Raw genomic sequence first — 25,176 nt, 5'->3', positions numbered from 1 at the left:
GCGCGTAGCGATCTGCTGCGTCCTGGCCGCGCCCCTGGCCCGGAACCGCTGACGCGGGGCCGAATGACAGGCCGGCCGGCCCCCGGCCCCTCGCCCATCCCTGACAGGCCCGTCCCTCCGGTCTCTGCCCCGTGACCGTTCTTTTGGGGGCTTCCCGGCAGTCTTTCGGCTTTCCGGGGCGGGTCGGTCTGTCAAGGGTGGAGCGAAGCGACATCGCGCAGCGACGCGACCGAAGGGAGCGCCCTTGACAGGGCGGCACGAACCGGAAGGACGATGGACTGCCGGGAAACCCCCAAACCCTCTCTGATCCGGTCCAGGGTGGTGCCGCTCACCCCACCCCGCCCCGCGGGCTCTCCCGAACCCCCGTTCAGCGGCCCCCGCGGGGCCTGGTCCAGGGCCAGCGGAGCTTCGGCTTCTCGCCCGACGGGGAGTAGGTGTACTTCCAGCCCTTCTGGAGCCCCAGCCGCTTCGTGTACCCGGACGGCACGCGCTCGTACAGCAGTACCGTCGGGGGGCCGCCGTCCGCAGCCGGGACCGGGATCTCGTACCACTTCGGCGGGTGCCCCGTCGGGCCCACGAGGATCGGGAGGACCCGGCCGTCCATCGGCCCGCCCTCGAAGGGGGTCGGTTCGCTTCTCACCCCACCAGTGTCACAGGAGGTGGGCGGCCTCGGAGACCACCGGGATCACGCGGCGTGCGAGGACGCCCACGGGGCCGTCGGCCGACTCCAGGGCGAGGGCCGCGCGGGCCGCATCGGCCGTTTCCGGGTCGGTGGCGGCCGTGGCCGTGAGGAGGGCGATGAACTGGTCCACCAGCCAGTCGCGGAGGGTGGCCGCCCCGGGCTGTTTGCCCTCGTCGATCCAGATCAGCGAGGCGGCCTCCACGGCCGTGATCCAGGTGCGGACCATCATCCGCAGCCGGGGCCCGGGGGCGGGGACGCCGAGGTGGAGGAGGATCTGTTCGGCGGCCGCGCGGCGGATGCCGTCCACGGTGGCGGTGGTGCGGGAGGTCTCCACGACGCTGCCGCCCTGGAGCAGGGCGGCGAAGCCGGTGTCGTGCTCGTCGACGAAGGTCAGGTAGCGGTCCAGGGCCCGGGACAGCCGCCGGGTCAGCGGGCCGGTCTGGGGTTCGGCGAAGCAGAGTTCCAGGACGTCCGCCGCCGAGCGCAGCGCAGCCTCGTACAGCTGCTGCTTGCCGCCCGGGAAGTAGCGGTAGACCAGCGGGCGGGAGACGCCGGCGGCCTCGGCGACGTCGTCGAGGGAGATCTCCTCCGGGGCCCGGTGTGCGAACAACGACAGCGCGGCGTCGAGGAGCTGGGCGCGCCGCTCCTCGACGCTCAGCCTGCGGTACGCCCGTACGGTCATGCCCGCAGAGTAGACGACCCGTCTAGGCGAGGAGGCCGGAGCTGCGCCAGAGCCTGCGGCCGACGCCGCGCAGGACGCCGATGTCGTCGAGGAAGTCGGTGAGCCGCTTGGCGCCGGTCTGCATGACCTCGCGGCGGTGGCCGCTGGCCTTGACCTGGGCGACGGCTTCGCGCCGGTCGAGGCCGATGTTGTCGTAGACGGCGGGGTTGACGAAGGCCACGGAGAAGACGCGGGCGGCCTCGCCGCAGCTGATGCGGGTGAGTTCCTGCTCCCAGCGCGGGGCGGTCAGCATCTGGCGGCGGAGTTCCTCGCGGGCGTAGCGGACGTGCCGGGCCTCTTCGATGACGTGGATCCGGGTGACGCCGCGGACCAGGGGCTGGATGCGCTCGTCCGGGAAGGTCAGGCGCTGCATCCAGTCGAGGATCTCCTCGCCGAGGAGGGTGCAGGCGAAGGAGCCGGGGGTGGTGGAGACGGTCTTGAGGATGCGGGCGAGGTTGTGGTTGAGCCGGGTGACCGGGTACTCGGGGGCTCCGCCCGTCCGGATCATGCGGGCGAACATCATCGAGTGCCGGCATTCGTCGGCGATCTCGGTGAGCGCGTACCGGACGTGGTTGCTGGTGAGGGACTTGTCGTAGATGTGCCGGACCAGGAGCTGCATGAGGATGATCTCGAACCAGATGCCGAGGGAGGCGAGGGAGGCGGCCTCGTGGCGGGAGAGGTCGATGCGCTGCTCCTCGCCCATCTTCTTCCACATCGGGGTGTCGTAGAGGGAGAGCAGCTCGGGCGGCCAGTAGTACTTGCCGTCGATCGGCGGGGCGTCCCAGTCGAGTTCCCGGTCGGGGTCGAAGGAGTGCTTGGCGGAGGATTCGAGGAGTCGTTCGGCGATCTGCTCGCGGTCCTTGAGGAGGCCGAGGGCGTCCCTCAGCGCGGCTCGTTCCGTCACTGTCGTCATGGCTTCGGGCACCTCGCGGTCGGGTTACCTGCGGTCACTCCTTATGAGACTCCCTGTCAGCAAGGCCGTCAATCCCTCGCGCACGACTTGTTGACCCCGCGTCTACCAACGTGTGACGCTGCCAACTGTCCACTCCCGCACGGCAGTACGCGACATCCCGCACGCGAGACGCAGTACGCGAGACGAGGAGGCGTCAGTGTCGACGCACGAGTTCTACACCCATGCCCCGGACGAGGCCGTGTGGCCGGTCCCCGCCTCCGGTGCGGCCCGCTTCAGCTGGGAGTACGACGGAGGACGCGAACGCCTCCTCGCGCTGTACCAGAAGGGCAAGGACAAGCAGTGGGACGGCGCCAAGCGCATCGACTGGGACATCGAGGTGGACCCGTACGACCCCCTCGGCACCCCCGACGAGATGCTGACCCTCCACGGCACCCGGCACTGGGCCAGGATGACCGAGCGGGACAAGGGCGAGCTGCGCCGGCACTACAGCGCCTGGAACTTCAGCCAGTTCCTGCACGGCGAGCAGGGCGCGATGGTGTGCGCGGCGCGCATCGTGGAGTCCGTGCCGGACCTGGACGCCAAGTTCTACTCCGCCACCCAGACCATGGACGAGGCCCGGCACGCCGAGATCTTCGGACGGTTCCTGCACGAGAAGGTCGGGATGCTCTACCCGATCAACGACAGCCTCCAGGGCCTCCTCGGCGACACCCTGCGCGACTCCCGCTGGGACATGCCCTACCTCGGCATGCAGGTGCTCATCGAGGGCCTCGCGCTGGCCGCCTTCGGGATGATCCGCGACACCACCGACAAGCCGCTGCCCAAGCAGATCCTCGCGTACGTGATGCAGGACGAGGCCCGCCACGTGGCCTTCGGGCGGATGGCCCTGCGCGACTACTACAAGCAGCTGACGGACGCCGAACTGCGCGAGCGCGAGGAGTTCGTCATCGAGGGCTGCTACCTGATGCGCGACCGGCTGCGCGGGGTGGAGGTGCTGGAGGCCTTCGGCATCCCGAAGCGGGAGGCGGTGGAGTACACCGAGCAGTCGGAGTTCCTGCACCTGTTCCGCAAGCTGCTGTTCAGCCGGATCGTGCCGTGCGTCAAGGACATCGGGCTCTGGGGGGACCGGCTGCAGAAGGCGTACCTGGAGATGGGGGTCTTCGAGATGGGCGACTCCAACCTCGACCTGCTGATGTCCCAGGACGAGGAGATCGCCGAGTCGCTGGACCGCGAGCGCTTCGCGGCCGAGGAGCGGGAGCGGGTGGCGGAGGTGCGGGCCGCGATCCAGGAGGGCGCGGAGACCTGAGGGCGGGGGCGTACATCCAGCGGGCCCACGCCCAGCGGGCCCACGCCCAACGGGCCCACGCCTAGCGGGCGTCCGCCCGCAGCGCCGCCTCCATCACCGCCCGCGCGATCGGGGCCGCCGCGCCGTTGCCGCTGATGTCCCCGCGCACCGCCGAGGCGTCCTCGACCACCACCGCGACCGCCACCGCCGGCTGCGGCGCGTCCCGACCACGGGCCCAGCCGATGAACCAGGCGTAGGGGGTGCCGGCGTTGCCCACGCCGTGCTGCGCCGTGCCGGTCTTGCCGCCGACCAGCGCGCCGGGGATCGCCGCGTTGCGTCCGGTGCCGTCCTCCACCACCTTCACCATCAGCTCCTGCACGCGCAGCGCCGTGGCCGGGCTCATCGCCCGGCTCAGGGTGCGCTGGTCGGCGCGCCGCACCAGGGAGCCGTCCTCCCGCGTGGTGCGGTCCACCAGGTAGGGGGTCCGCAGCTCGCCCCCGTTGGCCACCGCCGCCGCGACCATGGCCATCTGGAGCGGGGTGGCCTTGGTGTTGAACTGCCCGATCGCGGACAGCGCCAGCTGGTCGGGGCTCATGTCGGTGTCGAAGTTCGACCGCGACACCCAGGACGGCACCCGCAGCCCCTCGTCGTTGAACCCGAAGCGGGCCGCCGCCTCCGCCATCCCGCGCAGCCCGACCCGCACCCCGATGTCGGCCATCACCGTGTTGCAGGACCACTGCACCGCCTCCGCCATCGAGGCCTCCGCGCAGCCCGTGGCCGCGTTCGGCAGCAGGGTGCTGGTGCCGGGCAGCGGGTACGGGTCCGGGGTCCGGGTCGGGGCGTCGACGTCCGTGACCACGCCCGCGTCGAGGGCGGCGGCCGCCGTCACGATCTTGAAGGTGGAGCCCGGCGGATAGGTCTCGCGCAGCGCCCGGTTCAGCATCGGCCGGGTGGGGTCCGCGTTCAGCCGCTCCCAGGCCGCCTTGACCCGCGTACCGGTGCCGGAGAGCAGGCCCGGGTCGTACGAGGGGCTGCTGACCAGGGCCAGGATCCTGCCCGTGGCCGGCTCGACTGCGGCGACCGCGCCGCGCTTGCCGCCCAGCCCCCGGTACGCGGCCTGCTGCACGGCGGCGCGCAGGGTGGTCGCGGCGTCGCCACCGCCGGGGCGGCCGCGCGACAGGTCGTACCAGAGCGGGAAGGCGGACAGTCCCGGGTCGGTGCCGGACAGGAGGGCGTCCTCGGCCCGCTCGACGAAGCTGGTCCCGTACGTCTGGGAGGAGAAGCCGGTGACGGGCGCGTAGAGGGGGCCGTCGGTGTAGGTCCGCTCGTAGCGCAGCAGCTGGCCGCTGTCGCGGGAGCCGGTGACGGGCAGGCCGTCGACCAGGATGTTCCCGCGCGGTTCGGCGTAGCGCCCGATGGCGGGGCGCTTGTTGGCGGGGTTCGCCCCGTAGGCGGCGGACTCCCACACCTGCACCCGGGCGACGTTGGCCAGCAGGGCGGCGAGCAGCAGGGCGCAGAAGTACGCGCACCAGCGGATGTAGCGGATCACTCGGGTCCCTCCGGCACGGAACTCGGACGGGGCCTGCGGGCGCTGTCGCTGAGCCGGACCAGCAGGGCGACGATGATCCAGTTGGTGACCACGGAGGAGCCGCCCTGCGCGAGGAAGGGCATGGCCATGCCCGTGAGCGGGATCAGACCGGTGACGCCGCCCGCGATGACGAACACCTGGAGGGCGACGATCGAGGCGAGCCCGGTGGCGAGCAGCCGCCCGAAGGGGTCGCGCAGCGCGAGACCGGCCCGGAAGCCCCGGGACACCAGGAGTCCGTAGAGGAGCAGGATGGCGGTGAGGCCGACGAGGCCGAGCTCCTCCCCGGCGGTGGCGAGGACGAAGTCCGACTTGGCGGCGAAGCCGATGAGGAAGGACTGGCCGTGTCCGAGGCCGGCGCCGAGCAGGCCGCCGGCGGCGAAGGCGAAGAGGGACTGGGCGAGCTGGCCGGGGCCTTCGCCGCGCTCGATGGAGGCGAAAGGATTCATCCAGTCCTGGACGCGGCTGTGGACGTGCGGTTCGAGGGTGCCGACGGCGTAGGCGCCGAGGGCGGCGAGCAGCAGGCCGATGGCGATCCAGCCGATCCGCCCGGTGGCGGTGAACAGCATGATCACGAAGAGGCCGAAGAAGAGCAGCGAGGTCCCGAGGTCCCGCTCCAGGACCAGCACCCCGACGCTGAGCAGCCAGATCGCGAGGATCGGCCCGAGCACCCGGCCGGGCAGCAGGCGGAGCTTCCAGAACAGCCGGCGGCCGGTGAGGGCGAGGGCGGTGCGGTTCGCGGCGAGGTAGGCGGCGAAGAAGAGGGCGAGCAGGATCTTCGCGAACTCCCCCGGCTGGAAGGACAGCCCGGCGAAGCGGACCCAGATGTGGGCGCCGTTGACGGCCGGGAAGAAGACGGGGAGCAGCATCAGGGTGAGGGCGGCGGTGACGGAGAGGTAGGCGTACCGCTGGAGGGTGCGGTGGTCGCGCAGGAGTGCCAGGACCAGGACGAAGAGCACCACCCCGAGCGCCGACCAGCGCAGCTGGGCCCCCGCACCGGGCTCCCCGGGGGTGGCCAGGTCCAGGCGCTGGATGAGGACCAGGCCCAGCCCGTTGAGCAGGACGGCGATGGGCAGGAGGAGCGGATCGGCGTACGGGGCCCTGAGCCGGACGGCGAGGTGCGCGAGCAGCGCGGCCCCGCCGAGCCCGGCGGCGTAGGGGGCCGCGGGGGCGGCGGGGGCCCGGGGGCCCCTGCCGTCCGCGGCGAGGCCGACGTAGAGGTGGCCCAGTACGGAGATCAGGACCGCGGCCGCGAGGAGCGTCAGCTCGACACCGCGGCGTTTGGCGCCCCGGGCGTCGGGGGGCGGGGGCGGAGCGGGCTCCGTCACCTTTGCCGTCAGAGCGGTCATACGGGGAAACGTAGCAAGGTCGCGGCCAGTATGTCCGCTTATGTCATAGGGTGCCGAAGAGTCGTCAGAAACGGTCAGGTAGGGATGCCCGCCAGGGACGTCCGCCAGGAACGTCAGGCAGGAACGTCAGGCAGGAATGGTCAGGAGTGAGGAGCACCGGCTCATGGGACCTGTGGAATTCATCGTGCTCGCCTTCCCGGAGGAGCAGCTCCGGGTCCCGGCGGTCGAGGCCGTGATGGGCCTGCGGAAGACCGGGGTGGTCCGGCTGATCGACGGCCTGGTCGCGACGAAGACGGCCTCGGGGGAGGTACTGGCCGCCGAGTTCGACGAGTTCGTCGAACTCCAGGGCATCCTGGCCGGCCGGGACGTGGCCCGGCTGATCGGCCCGGAGGACGTCCGCGAGGCGGCCGAACTCCTGGACCGGGGCAGCTGCGCGCTGCTGCTGGTGGTCGAGCACGTCTGGGCCCAGGACGCGGCCGTCGCCGTACGGGCCGCGGGCGGCCGGATCGTCGGCTCGGTCCGGCTCCCGGCGGAGCGGGTGGGGGTGGCCTGATGTTCATCCGGCCGGTGGGTGTCACGGTCAAGGCGGCGAACCGCCCGGCGGGCCGCCCCCTCCTGCGGGGCCTGCTGCGCCGGGCGGCGGGCGCGGCGGAGTGGGCGCAGGCGGAGGACAGCGGGGAAGCGGTGGTGGAGGGGTTCGGGGACGAGTACGGGGACGAGTTCGGGGAGCGGGTGGGGGGCGGCGGTGCCGAGCCCTGGGAGGAGGAGCCCGGTCCGGGCACTGCCGCTGAGGGGGCAACGCAACCGGCTCCGGCGGAGACCCCCTCCGCCCCCGCCCCGGGAACCCCGACGGCTCCACCGCTGCCCGGCAGCCTGGTGACGGAGCTGACCCAACTGGCGGACCTGACCCGGGAGGGGCTGCTGACCCCGGAGGAGTTCACGCAGGCCAAGGCGCGGCTGCTGGGGGGCGAGGGCGGCAGCGTCGGCGGGGGTACGGGGGCGGAGTCCTAGCGGGGCGGTCTCAGGGAGGGTTGGGGGCTTCCCGTCAGTCCCATCGTCCTTCCGGTTCGTGCCGGTCCCTCAAGGGCGCTCCCTGCGGTCGCGTCGCTGCGCGATCGCCTACGGCGACCCTTGACCGACCGGCCCGAACCGGAAAGCCGAAAGACTGCCGGGAAACCCCCAAAGAAACGGTCACCGGGCAAAGGCTGGAGGGACAGGCCCGTCAGCGACGAGCGAGGGGCCGGGCGCCGGCCCACCGGGCATCCGGGCCCCATATCCCCGTTCCGGGACCAGAGGTGCGGCTTTACCTGCACGAAAAGTCGACCAGAGCAGCCCAGGGAGCCGACAGGCGCAACAGATCGCTACGCGCTCCTCCCGGCTTGGCGTCCAGCGACCGCCCGGGGCTGATACCCGCACCAAAAGTCGACCAGAGCAGCGCGGAAGCGCACGGGCGCGTCAGATCGCTACGCGCTTCTCTCGTCTCGGCGGCTGACGCCCGCACGGGTTGATGACCGAATCAGCGAGGGGTCGGGGACAGGGACTTCTGGAACCAGGCCACGTCCCAGAAGCGGTCGAACTTCCGGCCGACCTGTTCGAGGAGGCCGACCTGCCGGAAGCCGAGGCGTTCGTGGAGGCGTTGGGACGGCTGGTTGGGGACGGCGATCCCGGCGAGCGCCGTGTGGACGTCCTCCTGTGCCAGGGCCTCGAAGAGCGAGGTGTAGAGCAGGCCGCCGACCCCACGGCCGACGTGCTCGGGCGCCAGGTAGACGCTGGTCTCCACGGAGGTCGCGTAGGCCGGCTTGGGGCGGAAGGCGCTGCTCGTCGCGTAGCCGAGGAGCTTCCCGCCCTCCTCGGCCACGAGCAGGCGGTGCGGGCCGGACGGGGGGTGGGCCAGCAGCCACGGCCGCCGCTCATCGGGGGTGAAGGGCTCGACGTCGAAGGTGATCGGCGTCTCGATGACGTAGTGGTTGTAGATGCGGGTCAGCTCGTCGAGGTCGTCCTCGACACCGGGCCGGATTTCCATCGCCCGACGGTACGCGGGACTCGTTACGCCGCCGTTTCGGCCGCCTTGGGCGATCTCACGGGGATGACTTCTCGACGAACCGTCGGACCTGCTCCTGGACCGGCTCGTGGGCGGACACCGGCATACTGCACCAGCTGGACCCGCTGTCCGTCTGGCGGTGCATCGACACGTACGCGGACTCGCCCCGGCCGCCGACGAACACGCCGTCGTACTGGTTGGAGTCGGCGAGCAGCCGGCAGGCGGTGTCCACGGGCTCTTCCCAGCCGTGATCCGCGACGCTGCGGGCGAGCTCGGCGTCGTACTGGCGGGCGTCGAACACGGCCTCGGGCGGAACGGGGACCCGGATGTCGTCGGTGTTCTCCCAACCGCTCCACACCACGCGGTCCCCCTCGCGCCGGATCGTGACGAACACGCCCCCGCAGCAGGAGGTCACGCAGTCGTTGTCCGACAGCTCGACCCGCCTCGGCTCCTCGGCCGCCCACAACGGCCACGTCTCCGGGGACCCGAACCACTGCTCCTGACGGCAGCTCGCATCGCCGTCGGGGTGGATCTCTGCCAGAACGTCCCGCCCGTCGATGAAAGGGCGTACGCCCACCGAGTAGAACGCAGCCTGGGGATGTGGACGGTCGGGGCGAAGGGTGAGGACGTTCACGGACGGGAGCTGCTCCATCGCCCCATCATCGCCCAGGGATGTTTCGCCCTCAGGCGGGTTCTACGTTGGTGACGGCCGTGGTGAATTCCCGGCCGGAGGCGCCACGGATGTAGGCGAGCTCCATCCAGCGTTCGATGCCGGTGTCGGAGACGTTCTCGTTGATCACTGCCATGAGCACGCCTTCGACACCCGAAGCGATGTCGCGGACGGGTCGGCGGAGGAGGCGGTGCGGGACGTACTCGTAGCACTCACTCATCGGACGCCGCCTCGAACGTGCCGAGGAAGCGCTCCCACCCGGCCGAGGCCCGGTCGAGCAGATCCGTACTGGGTTCCGCCACCACAAGGGTGTGCGAGGTCTCGTCGCAGGCACAGCTGCACATGATGCGGCCACTCCCTACCGTCTTCAGCGGATGGTGTGACCAGGGTGAGGGCACAAAAGGGCCCCAACTATCACGCGTTGGTGATAGTTGGGGCCATGGTCTGGCGGAGCGTTATACGCCCAGCCAATTGCCATAGGACAGGAAGTTGTCGGGCAACTGACGGCGGGCGGCCTCCAGGCCGGTGTACGTGTCTCTCACCGTCTGGTGATAGCGCGCTTGCTGCGGCGCGGCCTTTCTGGCTCGCAGCAGATTCTCGAACGACGCCTCCAGGTCGCCGGTCCACAGTTGCGCCCGGGCGAGTTCGGCGTAGTGATGCGCCTTCCGAGACTTCGGCCAGTCGCCCGGAATCCGCACGGACCGCCCAGTCCTTGCCGCTTCTCCGTACTCGTCGAGTTCCGCCAGGACACTCACGCGGTGGACCTGCACGTTCGTCGGTCCGAAGGACAGGTAGTGCACTGTGGGGCTCTCCCCCGTGCCCTCCGCAATCCGTTCTGCCTCGGTCAAGTGGACTTCGGCGGTGGCATGGTCCTTCGAGCGGCCGGCCATGACCGCCGCACCGAGGTGCAGCTGCCCGGTGGCGACCTCGCGCTCGTGACCCGGGTCGGCCTGTTCCAGCAGGCTCATGCCGAGAGCGGTGAGGCGCTGCCCGGTGCGGTACTGACCGTCGCGGAGATAGCTGAGGGCACGCATGTACCGGTAGATGCCACCCAGTGTGGCGCTGGAGGCCCGCTCGGCCGCCCAGTCCATGCGAGCCAGCGCGATGGCCGCCAGATCGCCGTAGCCGAGCTTGGTGGCAACGTCGTACGCGGTGCGATACGTACTCGCCAGCAGTAGCCACCGCTCGTGTCCGGGTGCCGCATGCGCTGCCGTGGTGGCTTCCAGAATGAGGCCCGGGACGGCGGTGGCCACCTGCTTGATCTCCCCCGCACGGACGGCGACGAGAAGTGATTCGGCGTCGTCCGCCAGGAGTTGATACGGACGAGGAGAAACCTCCGGGTCCACCCCGAGGTCGTAGACGTCCAGGGCTTCGCGGATCGGCTGGACGAGGACGTCCAGTTGGTCTTCACGGAGTTCGGAAACGTAGGGCTGGCCGATGACCGTGGCGACGTCGACACGGAGTGCACGGGCTACCTGGGCGATGACGTACGGCGATGCGGGCTTCACGCCCTGCTCGGCCTTCGTCAGTGTGGAGTAGGGGACTTGAGAGAGCTCGGAGAGAGCCGTCTGCGTGAGGCCGCGCTCCAGGCGCAGGCGCTTGATGCGTCCGCCGGTGTGGTCGTGCGGGAGAGCGTGCATGCTGTGCTCCGTTCTGACTCGACACGAGAACAGTATCCGGACACGCCGAATCCGCCCGCCCTCCTTGACAGCGCGGAACGAGACTGCTCATCCACCCAACTCGCCTGCGGTGAACGGTGATCGACCTCCAGCACAACAGATCGGCCGCACCCGAACGCTTCCTCGACTGCCCTGATCGACCCTTCTGCGGGTATCAGCCACGGACAGCCGGCGGACGCTGAGAACCCGTTGTCCTATCGAACGTGATCGTCGATTCTCCGCTGGTGGGAGTGGGTTCCGGTCGGGTGAGGCAGGGATATCGGCCTCACCCGCAACCGCTCGATCGAACTCGGGGAGGTCGAAGGCCGGCTGGAGCGGCTGGTCATCGCGCGTGAGACGGTCGCCGAGGTCTTGAACGGAACCGCAGCGTCGCGCCCGGCGGACGGGCATCGGCCGCCCGATTTGACCGCCCCGCGCCCGGGGTCGGAGTTGATGGCGGCCCGGTTGCCGTGGATCACGGTGCCAGGGCGAACCGGCGCGTACGAGGGCGGCCGCCGCTTGGACCACACGTCTTCCCCGACTTCCCCGGAGCTGCGCCGCCGGTGTCCGTCAGGAGTTGAGGATGCGGTCCTTCTGCACCGCGAGCTCCGCCTCGGTGAGCACGCCCTGTTCCTTGAGGGCGGAGAGCTCTTTCAGTTGGGCGATCTTGTCGTCCATGCTTGGTGCGGCGGGCGGGGGTGGTGCGGCCGGCGCCGGCTGGGCGGCGGCTGCTTGTTCCTCCTGCTGTGCCCAGCGGCCGGCCTGGCGGCGTGAGACACGGTTGGAGACGGCCGTGGCGGTTCCGGCGATGGCGGCGGTGCGTACGACGCCGCGAAGTAGTCCGGGCATGGTTTCCTGCCTCTGTTTCAGGTGTTTGTCTCAGGCTCGTCGGCCTGCGGTCCGAGGGCGCGGTGCCCGGGACCGGCGGATTCAGGCCGCCGCGTCGTCGAGCGCGTCCAGCACCTCGATCAGGTCCTGAGTCGGCACCCGCCCACTCGCGATCATCCGCGCGTCCGCGCGGCGCAGGGCGGCGGCCAAGGGGGCCGCCCACAGGTTTTCGTAGAGGAGGACGGCCGCGGAGTCCCCCGGCTGGAGGAGGGAGCCGGCCTCGGAGATGTCGTCCTGGCCGAGCAGGCCCGAGGAGGCCCCTTCGAAGAAGGTGAGGTCGAGGCCGCCGTCGCCCGTGACGTCCGCGAGGGCCAGACCCCGCAACGAGCCGTCCTCCTCCTTGGTGAAGAAAGTCAGGTCGAGGATGCGGATGATGCCGCGGTCCACGAGATCGACCAGCAGCGGCATCCCCTCACCGGTCAATCGGCTGCCCGGGAACTCGACGACGAGGTAGTCGATGGGCCCCATCTCGTCGAGGCCGTTCTCTCTGGTCACGTCAGCTCCTCTCGTGCTTTCTCCGGCAGCCCGGCACGCCCGTAGCGGCGCGCCGGCGCCGGAGATCACCCCCGCGGGGTGAAGTGGGGGGCCGGGGGCGGGCGCATGCCCGGGGCCGGAACAGGGTGATGGCACAGGTGCCGGTGGATCGCCGGCCGGGACCGCCGCTCATGCGCGTTTCGCCGCCGAACGCCTGGGCTTGGCCGTTGCCGCGGCCTTCCTGGTCCGTGGGGACCGCGCCTGCCCCGCGGGAGCCGGTTCGGGCTCCTGCGCGCCCTCGTGCGCGGGGCCGGCGGCCGTACGGGGCCGGCCGGTGGTCCACTTCAGCTCGACCTCCAGCTCGATCTCGTCTCCGTCCACCTCGATCTCCACCTCGCTGCGGAGTTCGTCGGGGACTCGTAGGCTCAGCACGCCCGAGCCCAGGTCGATGTCGGTCTTCCCGCCGTCCCGCAGCGCCTGGGCGAGTGCCGCGAGCTGGTCGGCGGCCTCGGCACGGGACAGCGAGCGCTTCTGTTCGAACTTGAGGTCCGTCACGGCTTCCTCCAGGGCGGCGCGAGGGGACGCATCTGACCGAACGGACCAGACGCCTGCCATGTTCCGTCCTGGACCGGCATCCCGCACGGCCGGGCCCGGCCCCGACGCGGTACGGCCCCCAGGCGGCGAGCTGCCCGGCGCGTACGCTCCACGGGCTGCCGAGGGGTCCGTGCGCCCCGGGGTGACGGACGCACGAATCACCCGAACGGACGCGTCCGGGTGTTCGCCCCTCAGGGGCAGGGCGACCATGAGGCTGGCGCCCGCTCACGGCGCTCTGGCCGATGAAGGAGCTTCTCGTGGCACAGGCATCCCCTTCCACCTCTCCTGCCGGTAGCGGCCCGCACGACGGCCGAAATGCCTGGGCAGCGGGCGGCACCGTGTTCGCCGGTGTACTCCTCCTCGTCGACGGCGCACTCGGCGTGATCAAGGGCATCGCCGGCGTTGCCGAGGATGAGGTCTACGCGCGCCTGGGGGACTACGTCTTCGCATTCGACGTGACCGCCTGGGGCTGGATCCTCCTGATCCTCGGCATCATCATGTTCATCGTGGGCATCGGGCTCCTCAAGGGCATGTTGTGGGCCCGTGCGATGGGCGTGGTGCTGGCCGGCTTCAGCATCATCGTGAACTTCATGTGGCTGCCCTACGCACCCCTGTGGGCCATCATCTCGATCGGCATCGGCATCTTCGTGATCTGGGCCCTGTGCACGGACGGAAGCCGGTCGCGTTCCACCACCTGACCGTACGGGCCAGCCGTCCGGACGTGTGCCGCTGCAAGGCGCCGGCACACGCCCGGACCTCCCGGCCCTCCGGACGACGGGAGCATCGCGTGTCGTACCGTCTGCTGCCCGGCGGCCCGGTGCGGACGGCCGTAGCGGCCGGTCTCGTGATCGCCCTGGCCACCGCGGCGCCCCACCCCGCACACGCCTTCACCGGCGGCAACCACGAGGACATCACACGGGCGGCCCTGCCCTGGGAGCCGGCCACGCTGACCGCGATGGCCGACGCCCGCGACGGGGCGGTCAACGCCAACGACCACGGCGGATACTTCCTCATGGGCCCGCTGCACTGCGACAACGCCGACTACCTCGCCCCCAGCCACGCACGCGACTACCCGCGCAGCCGGGACGAGGCCACGACCGAACTCCTCGCCTGCATCCGCACCTCCGTGGCCCGTTTCCGCAGCGCGGTCCGGGCGGCAGACGGCCTCGTCGACGCGCGGGGCCGGGTCCGGGCGGACCAGAGCGCCCTGTCCACGCCGTGCACGTGGGACGAAGCACCCGAGCGTGCCAAGTGCGAGGTCCTGGAACAGCTCGGCCGCGGCTGGCACCAGATCCAGGACTTCTACGCACACTCCAACTGGACCGACCGCCCGGACCCCGGCCCCCTCGGCGTGACCAACCCTCCCGGACTCGCGCGCACCGGCGTCGCTCCCTTCCTCGACATCCGCCGCTACAGCACCATGAGCGACGCGGACTGGACCCGGGACGCGCGTGAGCGCATCCCGCCGGAGCTGACGACCGGCTGCTACTCCGACCTCGACTCCACCGGCGTCAAGGCGGCCGACTGCACGGGCCGCGTCGCCCACAACCGCGACCTGAACAAGGACACCGACGCCTCCCGCCGCTCCAGGACCGGTGACAACTTCGGCCGCGCCGTGTCCGGGGCCACCGCCGAGACCACGCGCCAGTGGGACGACTTCAAAGCCGCGCTGCTCACTGCCTATCCCGACCACCGGCGCGGCGAGCAGATGGTCTGCGCGCTCGTCCACGACGACCCGCAGGCGAGCTGCCCCTGACCGCAGCGGCGCCCGGAGGGGGCAATTTCGCTACCCCTTGCACTAACGGAGCCGCATTGCCGGGGGATCAGGGCGCCTCCGGGGTACCCACCCTGCATGATCACTGTTGGTGTCGAGGAGGAGTACCTGCTGGTCGACCCGGCGACGCTCCTTCCCACTCCGCTCGTGCAGGAGGTGCGCGCCACGGCCCGCCTGGCACCGATCGCGGACGCGGACGAGGTCCAGGACGAGCTGCTCCAAGCACAGATCGAAGTCGCCACCCCGGTGTGCACGGCGCTGGAGGAGGTGGGCGGCAATCTGCTGCGCCTGCGTCACGCGGTCGCCTCCGCCGCCCAGGCGAACGGCTGCCGTATCGCGATCACCGCCACCGCCCCGGTCAGGGGCCCCCTCCCCGTGCCCGTGACCAGCACGGCGAGGTACCTGAAGATGCGGGGGGACGCCCGGCTGCTGGTCGACGAACAGCTGATCTGCGGGATGCACATCCACGTGGGACTTCCCGACCGGGAGACCGGCGTGGCCGTGCTGAACCGGCTGCGCGTCTGGCTCCCGACGCTGCTGGCCATGTCCGCGAACGGGCCCCTGTGGGATGGAAGGGACACCGGCTACGCGAGCTGGCGCACCATCATCTTCGGCCGCTGGCCGGTCAGCGGCCCGCCACCGTACTTCGCGGGAGCCGCAGACTACGAGGCGCGGGCCGAAGCACTGCTCAATTCGGGGGTGATCCCCGACCGGGGACAGCTGTACTGGCAGGCCAGGCTCTCCGAACGCTACCCGACCCTCGAAATCCGCTGCTGTGACGTACAGCTGGAGGCGGACGATGCGGTGATGCTCGCCGGCGTCGTCCGGGGGCTCGCCGCGACCGCGATCGCCGAGGAGAAGGCCGGGACCGTTCCCCCGACGTGCAGCCAGGAGATGCTCCAGGCCGCTACGTGGCACGCGGCGAGACACGGCTTGAGCGGCACGCTGGTGGACCCGGCAGGTCGGATGCGCAGCAGCGGAGACGTGCTCAGCCTGCTGTTGCAGTACATCGGACCCGCACTGGAGGAGAACGGCGACCACCGAGAGGTGACCTCGCTCGTCCATCGGCTCCTGCGGGAGGGCACGGCGGCCGACCGCCAGCGCCTGGCACTGGCCGAGGCGGGTCTGCCGGCGGTCGCGGCCCTGATCGCTGCGGGAACCACGGACTGTGAGAAATGAGGAGCGCGTAGCGCTCTGACGCGCCCGTGCGCCTCCTGGTCGACCTGGTCGACTTTTGGTGCAGGTATCAGCCCCAGGCGGCCGCCGGACGCCGAGAAAAGAGAAGCGCGTAGCGATCTGACGCGGGTGGCCGCGCCCCTGGCCCCGGAACGGGGACCATGGGCTCGGATGCCCGGTGGGCCGGCGCCCGGCCCGTCGTCTCGTCACTGACGGGCCCGTCCCTGTGTCCTTTGCCCGGTGACCGTTTCTTTGGGGGTTTCCCGGCAGTCTTTCGGCTTTCCGGTTCGGGCCGGTCGGTCAAGGGTGGCCGAAGGCCATCGCGTAGCGACGCGACGAAGGAGCGCCCTTGAGGGACCGGTGCGAACCGGAAGGACGATGGACTGCCGGGAAACCCCCAACCCTCCCTGAGACCGCCCAACGGGATCCCGCCCACCCGGCCCCCGCCCCGCACCCAGGGAGGCGGGTGGGCAGGCGCCGATCGACCGACGGGGGTCGAGGGGGAGACAGCGGGCCCTCACTGCAAGCCCCTCCCCCAACCAGGTGACGCCCCCCGACCCGCCCCCCGCCCTCGGCGTCCCTCCGTCCTCCCCGTGGCAGCATCGGGCGGCGGAGGTGATTACATGACAAAACGACTGCTGCGCATCGTCTGCCTCGCCGCCGTCTTCGTCGCCGCGGGCCCCCCGGCCGGCGTCCGTGCCGAGCCGCTCCCCCGTCCCGGACCCGCCGTCGCCGAAGGCCCCCTCCCCGAAACCCGTACCGCGGCCACCGCCGCCACCACACCCACCGCACCCACCACACCCACCGCACCCACCGCACCCCCGCGCGGGGTAGGGGAGTTGCTCACCCGGCTCCAGGGCCTGTACCAGCAGGCCGAAGAGGCCAGCGAGGCCTACAACGCCGCCGAGGCCGCCCTCCGGGCCCGCCGGGCCGACGAGGAGCGGCTCGCCACCGCGCTCGGGCGCACGCGTTCCGCGCTGGACGCCGAGCGGGCCACCGCCGGGCGGCTCGCCCGGGAGCAGTACCAGGGGGCGCGCGGCGGCAGCCTCTCCCCGTACCTGCGGTTGCTGCTTTCGGGCGACCCCCAGCAGGCCGTCGACCAGCGCCGGCTCGCCGCCCGCGAGGGCGCCCGGCGGGCCGGGGTCGTGGCGCGGCTGGAGCGGGACCGGAAGCAGGCGGGGGCGCTCGCCGGGGCGGCCCGCAAGGCCCTGGACGAGCAGGAGGCGCTCGCCGCGCGGCAGAAGGAGGCCCGGGGCGAGGTGACGGGCCGGCTCAAGGAGGTCGAGCGGCTGCTGGCGGCGCTCACCCCCGAGGAGCTCGCCGGGCTCGGGGCGCGCGAGGCGGCCGTGACCGCCGGGGCGCAGCGCGCCCTGCTGGACTCGGGCCGGCTGCCCGCCCGTACGACCACGCCGACGGCGGCGGGCGGGGCGGCGCTGCGGTACGCGGCGGCGCAGATCGGGAAGCCGTACGTGTGGGGGGCCGAGGGTCCGGGTTCCTTCGACTGCTCGGGGCTGACCTCGCAGGCCTGGGAGCACGCCGGGCGGTCGATCCCGCGGACCAGTCAGGAGCAGTGGGCGCAGTTGCCCCGGGTGCCGCTGGACCGGCTGCGTCCGGGTGATCTGGTGGTCTACTTCCCGAAGGCCACGCACGTGGCCCTGTACATCGGGGACGGCAAGGTGATCCAGGCGCCCCGGCCGGGGGCCTCGGTGAAGGTGTCCCCGATCGCGGCGAACCCGCTGCTGGGGGCGGTCCGCCCGGATCCGGAGGGGGTTCCGCTGGCGGAGTTCACCCCGCCGCCGCTGCCCGTGGCCGCGGCGGCGGGGGACGATGCGGGCTACTCGTCCGAGGACGCACCCGACGACGAGGAGACCGACGGGGACACCGACGCGGCGGCCTCCGCCAGCCAGTCGGCGGTGTCCTCGGGGTCGTAGAAGTACGCGTCGAAGTCGGCCGGGTTGTCGAAGCCGTTGGCGAATCGGTTCGCCACCGGCGGGAGCTCCCCGGCCGCGCCGATCAGGTTCAGCACGTGCTCCGGCGGGACGCCGAGCATGGCGTTGGTCCACTGGGTGACCGGCTTGCCGGTGGTGAACCAGTACTTGTCGAAGGTGGCCTTCATCCACGCCTCGTCGAACGGCTTGTCGCCGTGCATGAGGATCGAGGAGAGGTACGAGGCCGCGCACTTGGCCGCCGCGTTCGAACCCTGCCCCGTGATCGGGTCGTTCGCCACGACCACGTCCGCGACGCCCAGCACCAGGCCGCCGCCGGGCAGGCGCCCGATGGGGTTGCGGACGACCGGCGCGTAGCGGCCGGAGAGGGTGCCGCCCGCGTCGGTCAGCTCGACCTTCGTCGCCCGCGCGTATTCCCACGGGGTGTACTTCTCCATGAGCTCCAGCGTCAGCGCCAGGTGCTCGCCGGGGTCGTTGACGCCCTTGAAGACGTCCAGCGGCCCGCCCGGCAGGCCCTCCCAGAACAGGATGTCGGCGCGGCCGGAGGTGGTCAGGGTCGGCATGACGAACAGTTCGCCGACGCCGGGGACCAGGTTGCAGCGCACGGCCTCGGTGTCCGGGTGCTCGCGGCGCGGTCCGAGGCCGTGGACGTAGGCGACGGCGAGGGCCCGCTGCGGGGTGTCGTAGGGGGAGCGTGCCGCGTCCCGGCCGAACATCGACACCAGCTCGCCCTTGCCGGCGGCGACGAGCACGAGGTCGTAGGTGCGGGAGAAGAAGTCGAGGTCGGCGACGGAGGCGCCGTGGACGACCAGCTGTCCGCCGCGCTGGGTGAAGGTGTCGAGCCAGCCGGACATCTTCACGCGCTGGTCCACGGACTGCGCGTACCCCTTGAGGCGGCCGAGCCAGTCGACGGCCCGGGAGCCGTCGGGGGCGGCCACGGAGACGCCCAGGCCCTGGATCTTCGGGGCCTGCTTCTCCCAGAAGTTCAGCTGGAGGTCCCGCTCGTGCTGGAGCGCCGTGTCGAACATGCACTGGGTGGACATGACCCGTCCGGTGCGGATCTCGTCCGCGGTCCGGTTGGACATGAGGGTGATCTCGTAGCCCTTGGCCTGGAGGCCGAGGGCGAGCTGGAGACCGGACTGGCCGGCCCCGACGACGAGTATCTTGCGCATCACGTTCTCGATTCGGGGGGAGGGGGAGCGGGCCTACTCGGGGGTGGCGTCCAGGGCGTGGCCCACCAGGGTGAGCAGGGACTCCACGACCGTGGCCCGGCGCCGCGCGTCCATGATCACGACGGGGACGTGCGGCGCGATGGTGAGCGCCTCCCGCACGTCCTCCACGTCGTAGGAGCGCGAGCCCTCGAAGTGGTTCACGGCGACCGCGTACGGCAGCCCGCAGGTCTCGAAGTAGTCGAGCGCGGGGAAGCAGTCGCGCAGCCGGCGCGTGTCGGCGAGCACCAGGCCGCCGATGGCCCCGCGGACGAGGTCGTCCCACATGAACCAGAACCGCTCCTGGCCGGGGGTTCCGTACACGTAGAGCACGAGGTCGTCGTCAAGGGTGATGCGACCGAAGTCCATCGCGACGGTGGTCGTGCTCTTGTCCGGGGTCCCGGTCAGGTCGTCGGTGGGGACGCTGGCCTGGGTCATCACCGCTTCGGTGCGCAGCGGGGTGATCTCGGAGACGGAGGACACGAAGGTGGTCTTGCCGACGCCGAAGCCGCCGGCGACGAGGACCTTGACGGCGACGGGGGCGCGCGAGCGGTCGTACTGCCAGGGCTGGACGGGCTCGTCGTCCACGAGGCCGGTCACGTCGGCGGCGGGGCCGGTGACGAAATCAGAGACGGCGGAGGCCACTGAGCACCCTTTCCAGCAGTGCGCGGTCGGGGCGGCCGGTGCCGTGGCCCGTGCCGTAGACGCGTATCCGGCCCTGGTCGGCGAGGTCGCTGACGAGGACGCGGACGACGCCGAGCGGCAGCTTCAGCAGTGCGGATATCTCGGCGATGGTGCGCATCCGGCGGCACACCTCGACGATGGCGCGCATCTCGGGCATGCGGTCGGGCGTCTTGGCCGGGCCGCTGTCGAGGGTGGCGACGAAGGTCTCCACCAGCAGCACCTGCGGGAAGCGGGTGCGGCCGCCCGTCAGGGAGTACGGGCGGACGCGGGCGGGGCGGCGGTCGGCGCCGCGTATCGGCAGCCGGTCGGAGGCCGTACTCCTCACGGGTTTTTCTCCATCGACTGGCGCAGCTCGCTGCGGACTTCGGGGGTCAGGACGTGGCCGGCGCGGCCGACGAAGAGGGCCATGTGGTAGGCGACGACGCTCATGTCGCAGTCGGGCGTGGCGTGCACGCCGAGCAGGGAGCCGTCGCTGATGGACATGACGAAGACGGAGCCGTTCTCCATGGCGACCATCGTCTGCTTGACCGTGCCGAACTCCATGAGGGCGGCCGCACCGGTGGTGAGGCTGCCGAGTCCGGACACGATGGTGGCGAGGTCGGCCGAGGCCCCGCGGGGGCCCTTGGGACGGTCACCCCGGTCGGCTTCCGCCGCCGGCTCGGAGGAGAGCAGCAGCAGCCCGTCCGAGGACACGACGGCCACGGAGTTGACCCCGGGCACCTCCTCGACCAGGTCGGTCAGCAGCCACTGCAGGTTGCGGGCCTGGGTGCTCAGTCCGTACGTACTGGGCGCGGTCATGTGCGTGCCTCCTGTGCGGTGTCCCCCTGGTCGGTGTGCCCCTGCCCCCGGTCCTGCGGGTCCTGCCGGTCCTGCGCGAGCTCCGCCGCGACGACCCGGCGCCCGTCCTGGGCGCCCTGGTAGAACCCGCCGAGCCGGCGGCGCAGTTCCTCGGCGTCGACCCGGCGCGGCTCGGGGCGTGCCGCTGCGGGGTTTCCGATGCCGGGGGCCGCCACGGAGCGCGGGGTCCGCTTGGGCAGGCCCTTGGCGGTGACGGTCGGGGCGGCGGGCTCGGCCATGGGCTCGGGGTGGCTGCCCTGGCGGGGGACGAAGCCGTCCTCCGCGTCGGCGGCCCGCCGGTGGGCGGACTGGTCGGCGTCGTGCGCCGGTCCGGTGTGTGCTGCGTCCTGTACGGGTGCGCCGGCCGCGGGTGCGTCCTCGGGGGCCGACGCGGTGAAGACCTGGTCGGCGGGGGGCGGGGGTGCGTCCTCGAAGGCCTCGGCGAGGGTGACGACCTTGGCGGGCTCCGCCTCGGCGGGGGCCTGCTCGTCCTGCGCGGCTTCGGCTTCGGCTTCGGGGGCGGCGGCCTCACCGGCGCGGGTGAAGGCACCGGCTCCGAAGGCCTCGGCCACCAGGGAGCCGGCGTCGAAGGTGTCGGACTCGTAGACCTCGGACCCGGCCTCGGGGGCTCCGGTTCCGGCGGCGTCCACGGCATCGGCGTCGGCTGCGGCCTCCGCTCCGTCCGTGTCGCCCGCCCCGTCCGTGTCGCCCGCCTCCGGGTCGAAGGCCTCGGCGAGGGTGACCACCTTGGCGGGCTCCGCGTCCGCGGGGGCCGCGTCGGCGGGCTCGGCCGGCTGCGCGTCCTGCCGGTCCTGCGCGTCCTGCTCGGCGGCCGGCGGGCGCAGTCGCGGCGGCAGGGTGTTCTCGTTGGCCTCGGCGATCACGCCGGGCAGCTGGAACGCGGGGGCGCCCGGCGTGGCCAGGGTGTGCACCGGGGAGGACGGCGGGGCGTCCGGGAGCAGCGCCTCGGGGACGACGACCAGGGCCTCCAGGCCGCCGTGCCGGCCGGCGCGCAGCTCGGCGGTGACGCCGTGGCGTGCCGCGAGGCGGCCGGCGACGTACAGGCCGAGTCCCAGGCCGTGCTCGGCCTCGGGTTCCTCGTCGTAGGCGTCGGGGGTGGAGAGGCGGGTGTTGAGGGAGGCCAGGCGGTCCTCGGTGACGCCGATGCCCTCGTCGACGACGGACAGGACCACGTCGCCGGCGTCGTTGAGCCAGCCGGACACCTTCACCTTGGCCTCGGGCGGGGAGAACGTGGTGGCGTTCTCCAGGAGCTCGGCGAGGACGTGCGAGATGTCGTCGGCGGCGTGCCCGGCGACCTGGGTGTAGGAGGGCATGGCGGCGAGGTCGACGCGCTCGTAGCGCTCGATCTCGCTGACGGCGGCCCGCATGACGTCGACCAGGGGGACGGGCAGGCTCTGGCCGTGGCCGTGTTCCTGTCCGGCGAGGACGAGCAGGTTCTCGTTGTGGCGGCGCATGACCGTCGCCAGGTGGTCCAGCTTGAAGAGGGTGGCGAGCCGGTCCGGGTCGCCCTCCTTGGACTCCAGCTCCTCGATGACGGCGAGCTGGCGCTCGACGAGGCCGAGGGTGCGCAGGGAGAGGGAGACGGAGGTCGTCGACATGATGCGGCGGTGCTCTTCGAGCCCGGCGCGCAGCTTGGCGAGTTCGTCCTCCAGGGCCTCGCGGCCGCCGGAGAGGGCTTCGTTGCGGCCGATGAGGCGTCGGCGGTCGGCGTCGAGCCCGGCGAGCTTGGTGTGCAGGCCGACGGTCTGCTCGCGGACGGCGTTGAGGTGGCGCACGACCTCGGCGAACTCGTCGTTGCGGCCGGTGAAGCGGACGGGTTCCTGCGAGCCCTCGGGGGTCGCGAGGCGTTCCGCTCCGCGGCGCAGCACCGAGAGGGGTCTGGTGAGGGAGCGGGCGACGGCCGTGGAGAAGCCGATGACGAAGAGGAAGAGGACGCCGAGTCCGGTGACCATCAGCTCCAGCCGGGTCACGTCGTCGTCGCGCAGCGTGGTGAAGGCGGTGGCACGGTCGCCGGCGAGGGTGGACTCCACCGAGCGCATCCGGTCGATGCGGGCGGTGAGGGTGGTGGCGAGGGCTGCGGCGTCGGTGGCCTTGCGCTCGGCCGGGGTCAGGGTGGACCGCTCGGTGAGGCGCTTGAGCTGGTCGTCGGCGGCCTTGACCTCGGGGCCGGTGACGGTGGCGGCGAGGGTCTGGCGGACGGCGGGACGGGCGGCGCGCGCGAAGTCGTCGAGGGCGGCCTGTTCGCGTACGCGGGAGCGCTGGGCGGCTCCGGTGAGCTCGTCGGCGACGGCGGAGTTCGGGGCCTGGTCGGCGCGGGGGACGGCCAGGGCGGCGAGGAGCAGTCCGCGGGTGGCCGAGGCCTGGTCCACGGCCTGGCCGAGGGGGGCCATGGGCCGGGTGACCGCGAGGGCGGCCTCGGCGCGGGGCGGGGTGAGCTCGGCGAGGCGGTCGCCGGGGGTGAGGAGTTCGGTGAGGAGTCCGGCGTAGGCCTGCTGGGCGGCGAGGGCGGTGCCCTTGCCGTCGACGGCTTCGGCGCGGACGGCCTTGACCTTGCCGAGGGCGCGGGCGAGTTCCGCGTCGGCCTCCGGCTGGAGTTCGGCGATCTGCCGGTCGGTGCGCGCGGTGCGCTCGTCGACGGGTGCCTTGGCGTTGCCGGGCCGGCCCTTGGCCGCGTATTCGACGACGGCGTCGCGCTCGTCGCCGAGGAGGTGGGCCAGCGTCAGGGCGTGCTGGGTCTGCTCCGCCAGGGTGACCAGGCGCTGGGAGTCGTTGAGTTCCCTCGTGGCGGAAACGACGGCGGGGGTGCCTGCCGCGAGGACGGTGAGTCCGGCGACTGCTACTCCGACGACCAGCCTGCTGCGGACGCGTACGCGCCGTCCTGCGTTGGCGGGTGCGTCGGCGCTGGCGGTGCCGTTCTTCCGAGACCGCTTCTTGGACACCGGTGCTCGCAATCCTGTACGTGTGCTCGTGCTCGTCTACTCGTGTGGCCGAGGTAACGGCCGGTCAACAAGTAAACGCCCCCTGCCCCCTCGTACCGCCTCAGACCTTCGCAGTGTGTTGGGAGGAGAGCCGCACATCGCCCACCCGGCCACTCGAAGGAGTGAACATCACGGAGGAGTGGCCGACCAACTCGGGCACCGCGCGCCAGGGGTCCGGCGTGGACGGGCGGTTGAAAGAACGCGGCGGGCTTTGGCAGTATGCCCGCCCACGTTTCGCGGGGAGCGGGTGTGCGGGGCTCCGGGCGGCCGGCTCCGCCCCTCCCGGCATTGGTATGGACCTTCCGGCCCCCAGGGGGCCCCGGCGGGCAGAATGTCCGCATGCGCATCGACCTGGCCTCCGAACCCGGCAACCCGGAACACCCCAACCAGGACTGGGTGTCGGCGTCGGCACCTGCATCGGGAGGCGGCGTCGTGGTCGTCCTGGACGGGGTGACCCCGCCGCGCGGGGACGACGGGTGCGTGCACGGAGTGCCCTGGTTCTCCACCCGGCTCGGCGGCCGATTGACCGAACTGTCCGGATCGCGGCGGGACATGCCCCTGGAGGGGGTCCTGGCCCGGGCCATCGCGGACACCGCCGACGCCCACCGCGAAACCTGTGACCTTTCTCACGTCCGCACCCCGCAGGCGACGGTGGTCGTGGTCCGGTGGGACACGGCGTACGTGGAGCACCTCGTGCTCTCGGACTCCGTACTCCTGCTCCGCGCCCCCGGCGGCGCGGTCACACCGGTGCTGGACGACCGGCTGGACCGGGTCCCGGACGCGGTGCGCGGCTCGGTGGCGGCGACCGACGCGCTGCGCAACGCCGAGGGGGGCTTCTTCACGGCGGCCGCGGATCCGGCGGTGGCGGCCCGGGCCGTCACCGGGCGCACCCCCCGCTCCGAGGTGCTGGCGGTGGCCGCGCTCACGGACGGGGCGAGCCGCTGGACGGACACGTTCGGGGAGGGCGACTGGGCGGCCTGCCTGGACGTGCTGCGCAAGGAGGGCGCGCAGGGGCTGATCGGGCGGGTCCGGGCCGTGGAGTCGGATCCGCTGCGCCCGCCCGCCCGGCACAAGCGGCACGACGACGCCTCGGCGGTCTACGCGGAGCTCTGAGCCCCGCTCGGCCGCTCCCGCCCGCCCACCGCTCCCGGCCGCCTACTCCTCGCCGGAGTTGAGCTGGTTGAGCAGCCGGGCCAGTTCCGCGACCTCGCCGCGGTCCCAGTCGGCCAGCTTGCGCATGTACTGCTCGCGCCGGGCCCCCCGTACGCGCAGGAACCGCTCCCGGCCCTCCTCGGTGAGGCCGACGAGGAAGGCGCGGCCGTCGGCGGGGTCCGGCTCGCGGGCCACCAGGCCGAGTACCTCCAGGGCGCGCAGCTGCCGGCTCATGGTGGCCTTGCCGACGCCGAAGTAGGCGGCCAGCTCGGTGGCCCGCTGGCGGCCGGCGGCCTCCAGCCGGACCAGCAGCCCGTACGCGGCCGGCTCCAGCTCGGGGTGCAGGGCGCGGGCCATTTCCCCGGAGGAGGCCCGGGCGCGCCGCAGGAAGACGGACAGCTCCCGCTCCAGGGCGAGGAACTCCTGGTCTTCGCTGCCGTGCACGTGCCGCTCCCATCCGTGGCGGGGCACTCCGTGGCACCCCTGTTCGGGACCAGTATTTCGCAGCGGACGCGCCGAGGGCCCGGGGCCCCGCCGGTGGGG

27 protein-coding genes are annotated in these 25,176 nt (G+C 72.2%); 8 read left to right on the top strand and 19 right to left on the bottom strand.

Annotation, left to right across the window (positions count from 1 at the left end; genetic code table 11):
* Nucleotides 1-367: 367 nt before the first annotated feature.
* Genes ACIPW5_RS27755 through ACIPW5_RS27745 form a run of 3 tightly spaced genes read right to left on the bottom strand, consistent with a single transcriptional unit; the run spans nt 368 to nt 2,316 of the window.
* Nucleotides 368-640, bottom strand: a complete 273-nt coding sequence (locus ACIPW5_RS27755; RefSeq protein WP_401250303.1) for a hypothetical protein — start codon at nt 638-640, stop codon at nt 368-370.
* Between the two features lie 10 nt (nt 641-650).
* On the bottom strand, nt 651-1,364 hold the full coding sequence (locus tag ACIPW5_RS27750; RefSeq protein WP_401250300.1) for a TetR/AcrR family transcriptional regulator: 714 nt from the start codon (nt 1,362-1,364) through the stop codon (nt 651-653).
* 22 nt (nt 1,365-1,386) lie between these two features.
* Complete coding sequence (locus tag ACIPW5_RS27745) at nt 1,387-2,316, bottom strand: diiron oxygenase (RefSeq protein ID WP_401250298.1); 930 nt, start codon at nt 2,314-2,316, stop codon at nt 1,387-1,389.
* A gap of 196 nt (nt 2,317-2,512) precedes the next feature.
* On the opposite strand from ACIPW5_RS27745, the gene ACIPW5_RS27740 reads away from it, so the two are divergent.
* Entirely contained in the window at nt 2,513-3,619 is a 1,107-nt protein-coding gene (locus ACIPW5_RS27740; protein WP_401250296.1) for a ferritin-like domain-containing protein, read from the top strand.
* A 61-nt stretch (nt 3,620-3,680) separates the two neighbouring features.
* Here the strand turns inward: ACIPW5_RS27740 and ACIPW5_RS27735 are convergent, their stop codons facing one another.
* The gene (locus tag ACIPW5_RS27735; RefSeq protein ID WP_401250293.1) at nt 3,681-5,147 is read right to left on the bottom strand and encodes a penicillin-binding transpeptidase domain-containing protein; all 1,467 of its coding nucleotides are present in this window, start codon (nt 5,145-5,147) and stop codon (nt 3,681-3,683) included.
* On the bottom strand, nt 5,144-6,532 hold the full coding sequence (locus ACIPW5_RS27730; protein ID WP_401250290.1) for an FtsW/RodA/SpoVE family cell cycle protein: 1,389 nt from the start codon (nt 6,530-6,532) through the stop codon (nt 5,144-5,146). Before ACIPW5_RS27730 ends, ACIPW5_RS27735 begins: the two co-directional genes overlap by 4 nt.
* A 163-nt stretch (nt 6,533-6,695) precedes the next feature.
* Between ACIPW5_RS27730 and ACIPW5_RS27725 the strand changes: the two genes are divergently transcribed.
* Nucleotides 6,696-7,085 carry a DUF6325 family protein gene (locus ACIPW5_RS27725; protein ID WP_401250287.1) on the top strand — a complete coding sequence of 130 codons (390 nt, stop codon included), beginning with the start codon at nt 6,696-6,698 and terminating at the stop codon, nt 7,083-7,085.
* Complete coding sequence (locus ACIPW5_RS27720) at nt 7,085-7,543, top strand: SHOCT domain-containing protein (RefSeq protein ID WP_401250284.1); 459 nt, start codon at nt 7,085-7,087, stop codon at nt 7,541-7,543. The genes ACIPW5_RS27725 and ACIPW5_RS27720 overlap by 1 nt, the downstream gene beginning before the upstream one ends.
* Nucleotides 7,544-8,048: 505 nt before the next feature.
* On the opposite strand, the gene ACIPW5_RS27715 is transcribed toward ACIPW5_RS27720, so the two are convergent.
* The 8 genes from ACIPW5_RS27715 to ACIPW5_RS27680 all read right to left on the bottom strand — a co-directional run bounded on the left by ACIPW5_RS27715 (nt 8,049) and on the right by ACIPW5_RS27680 (nt 12,818).
* On the bottom strand, nt 8,049-8,555 hold the full coding sequence (locus ACIPW5_RS27715) for a GNAT family N-acetyltransferase (protein ID WP_401250282.1): 507 nt from the start codon (nt 8,553-8,555) through the stop codon (nt 8,049-8,051).
* Between the two features lie 55 nt (nt 8,556-8,610).
* Entirely contained in the window at nt 8,611-9,225 is a 615-nt protein-coding gene (locus ACIPW5_RS27710; protein WP_401250279.1) for a hypothetical protein, read from the bottom strand.
* A gap of 31 nt (nt 9,226-9,256) precedes the next feature.
* Nucleotides 9,257-9,463 (bottom strand): hypothetical protein, encoded by a 207-nt coding sequence (locus tag ACIPW5_RS27705; protein ID WP_401250276.1) that lies wholly within the window; start codon nt 9,461-9,463, stop codon nt 9,257-9,259.
* Nucleotides 9,456-9,587 (bottom strand): hypothetical protein, encoded by a 132-nt coding sequence (locus ACIPW5_RS27700; RefSeq protein ID WP_401250273.1) that lies wholly within the window; start codon nt 9,585-9,587, stop codon nt 9,456-9,458. The genes ACIPW5_RS27705 and ACIPW5_RS27700 overlap by 8 nt, the downstream gene beginning before the upstream one ends.
* Before the next feature lie 111 nt (nt 9,588-9,698).
* Nucleotides 9,699-10,883 carry a helix-turn-helix domain-containing protein gene (locus ACIPW5_RS27695; RefSeq protein WP_401250270.1) on the bottom strand — a complete coding sequence of 395 codons (1,185 nt, stop codon included), beginning with the start codon at nt 10,881-10,883 and terminating at the stop codon, nt 9,699-9,701.
* A gap of 588 nt (nt 10,884-11,471) precedes the next feature.
* Nucleotides 11,472-11,750: an SHOCT domain-containing protein gene (locus tag ACIPW5_RS27690; protein WP_401250268.1), complete on the bottom strand. Its 279-nt coding sequence runs from the start codon at nt 11,748-11,750 to the stop codon at nt 11,472-11,474.
* Between the two features lie 81 nt (nt 11,751-11,831).
* The gene (locus ACIPW5_RS27685; RefSeq protein ID WP_401250486.1) at nt 11,832-12,257 is read right to left on the bottom strand and encodes a DUF6325 family protein; all 426 of its coding nucleotides are present in this window, start codon (nt 12,255-12,257) and stop codon (nt 11,832-11,834) included.
* A gap of 195 nt (nt 12,258-12,452) precedes the next feature.
* Nucleotides 12,453-12,818, bottom strand: a complete 366-nt coding sequence (locus ACIPW5_RS27680; RefSeq protein WP_401250265.1) for an amphi-Trp domain-containing protein — start codon at nt 12,816-12,818, stop codon at nt 12,453-12,455.
* A gap of 296 nt (nt 12,819-13,114) precedes the next feature.
* On the opposite strand from ACIPW5_RS27680, the gene ACIPW5_RS27675 reads away from it, so the two are divergent.
* From ACIPW5_RS27675 to ACIPW5_RS27660, 4 genes are all read left to right on the top strand, one after another.
* Complete coding sequence (locus ACIPW5_RS27675; protein WP_401250262.1) at nt 13,115-13,555, top strand: hypothetical protein; 441 nt, start codon at nt 13,115-13,117, stop codon at nt 13,553-13,555.
* A gap of 89 nt (nt 13,556-13,644) precedes the next feature.
* Nucleotides 13,645-14,613: a CinY protein gene (locus ACIPW5_RS27670; RefSeq protein ID WP_401250259.1), complete on the top strand. Its 969-nt coding sequence runs from the start codon at nt 13,645-13,647 to the stop codon at nt 14,611-14,613.
* A 96-nt stretch (nt 14,614-14,709) separates the two neighbouring features.
* The gene (locus tag ACIPW5_RS27665; protein ID WP_401250256.1) at nt 14,710-15,810 is read left to right on the top strand and encodes a glutamate--cysteine ligase; all 1,101 of its coding nucleotides are present in this window, start codon (nt 14,710-14,712) and stop codon (nt 15,808-15,810) included.
* A gap of 620 nt (nt 15,811-16,430) precedes the next feature.
* Complete coding sequence (locus ACIPW5_RS27660) at nt 16,431-17,738, top strand: NlpC/P60 family protein (RefSeq protein ID WP_401250253.1); 1,308 nt, start codon at nt 16,431-16,433, stop codon at nt 17,736-17,738.
* Here ACIPW5_RS27660 and ACIPW5_RS27655 read toward each other — a convergent pair.
* The 5 genes from ACIPW5_RS27655 to ACIPW5_RS27635 are packed head-to-tail and all read right to left on the bottom strand — an operon-like array spanning nt 17,642 to nt 23,442.
* The gene (locus ACIPW5_RS27655) at nt 17,642-18,925 is read right to left on the bottom strand and encodes a styrene monooxygenase/indole monooxygenase family protein (protein ID WP_401250250.1); all 1,284 of its coding nucleotides are present in this window, start codon (nt 18,923-18,925) and stop codon (nt 17,642-17,644) included. The two genes, ACIPW5_RS27660 and ACIPW5_RS27655, sit on opposite strands and share 97 nt — an antisense overlap.
* Before the next feature lie 33 nt (nt 18,926-18,958).
* A complete protein-coding gene (locus ACIPW5_RS27650; protein ID WP_401250247.1) occupies nt 18,959-19,606 on the bottom strand; it encodes a GTP-binding protein in 648 nt (215 codons plus the stop codon).
* Entirely contained in the window at nt 19,587-19,970 is a 384-nt protein-coding gene (locus ACIPW5_RS27645) for a DUF742 domain-containing protein (protein ID WP_361605209.1), read from the bottom strand. The genes ACIPW5_RS27650 and ACIPW5_RS27645 overlap by 20 nt, the downstream gene beginning before the upstream one ends.
* On the bottom strand, nt 19,967-20,443 hold the full coding sequence (locus tag ACIPW5_RS27640) for a roadblock/LC7 domain-containing protein (protein WP_401250245.1): 477 nt from the start codon (nt 20,441-20,443) through the stop codon (nt 19,967-19,969). The genes ACIPW5_RS27645 and ACIPW5_RS27640 overlap by 4 nt, the downstream gene beginning before the upstream one ends.
* Nucleotides 20,440-23,442, bottom strand: coding sequence for a nitrate- and nitrite sensing domain-containing protein (locus tag ACIPW5_RS27635; protein WP_401250242.1), 3,003 nt, complete (start codon nt 23,440-23,442; stop codon nt 20,440-20,442). Before ACIPW5_RS27635 ends, ACIPW5_RS27640 begins: the two co-directional genes overlap by 4 nt.
* 378 nt (nt 23,443-23,820) lie before the next feature.
* Between ACIPW5_RS27635 and ACIPW5_RS27630 the strand changes: the two genes are divergently transcribed.
* On the top strand, nt 23,821-24,594 hold the full coding sequence (locus tag ACIPW5_RS27630) for a hypothetical protein (RefSeq protein WP_401250240.1): 774 nt from the start codon (nt 23,821-23,823) through the stop codon (nt 24,592-24,594).
* A 42-nt stretch (nt 24,595-24,636) separates the two neighbouring features.
* On the opposite strand, the gene ACIPW5_RS27625 is transcribed toward ACIPW5_RS27630, so the two are convergent.
* A complete protein-coding gene (locus ACIPW5_RS27625; RefSeq protein WP_050779716.1) occupies nt 24,637-25,077 on the bottom strand; it encodes a MarR family winged helix-turn-helix transcriptional regulator in 441 nt (146 codons plus the stop codon).
* Nucleotides 25,078-25,176: the final 99 nt, after the last annotated feature.

Source organism: Streptomyces sp. NPDC090077, from assembly GCF_044747545.1.
GTDB lineage: Bacteria > Actinomycetota > Actinomycetes > Streptomycetales > Streptomycetaceae > Streptomyces.
Note: the sequence above shows the minus strand (reverse complement) of the source record. Positions and strands in the feature narration are given on the sequence as shown.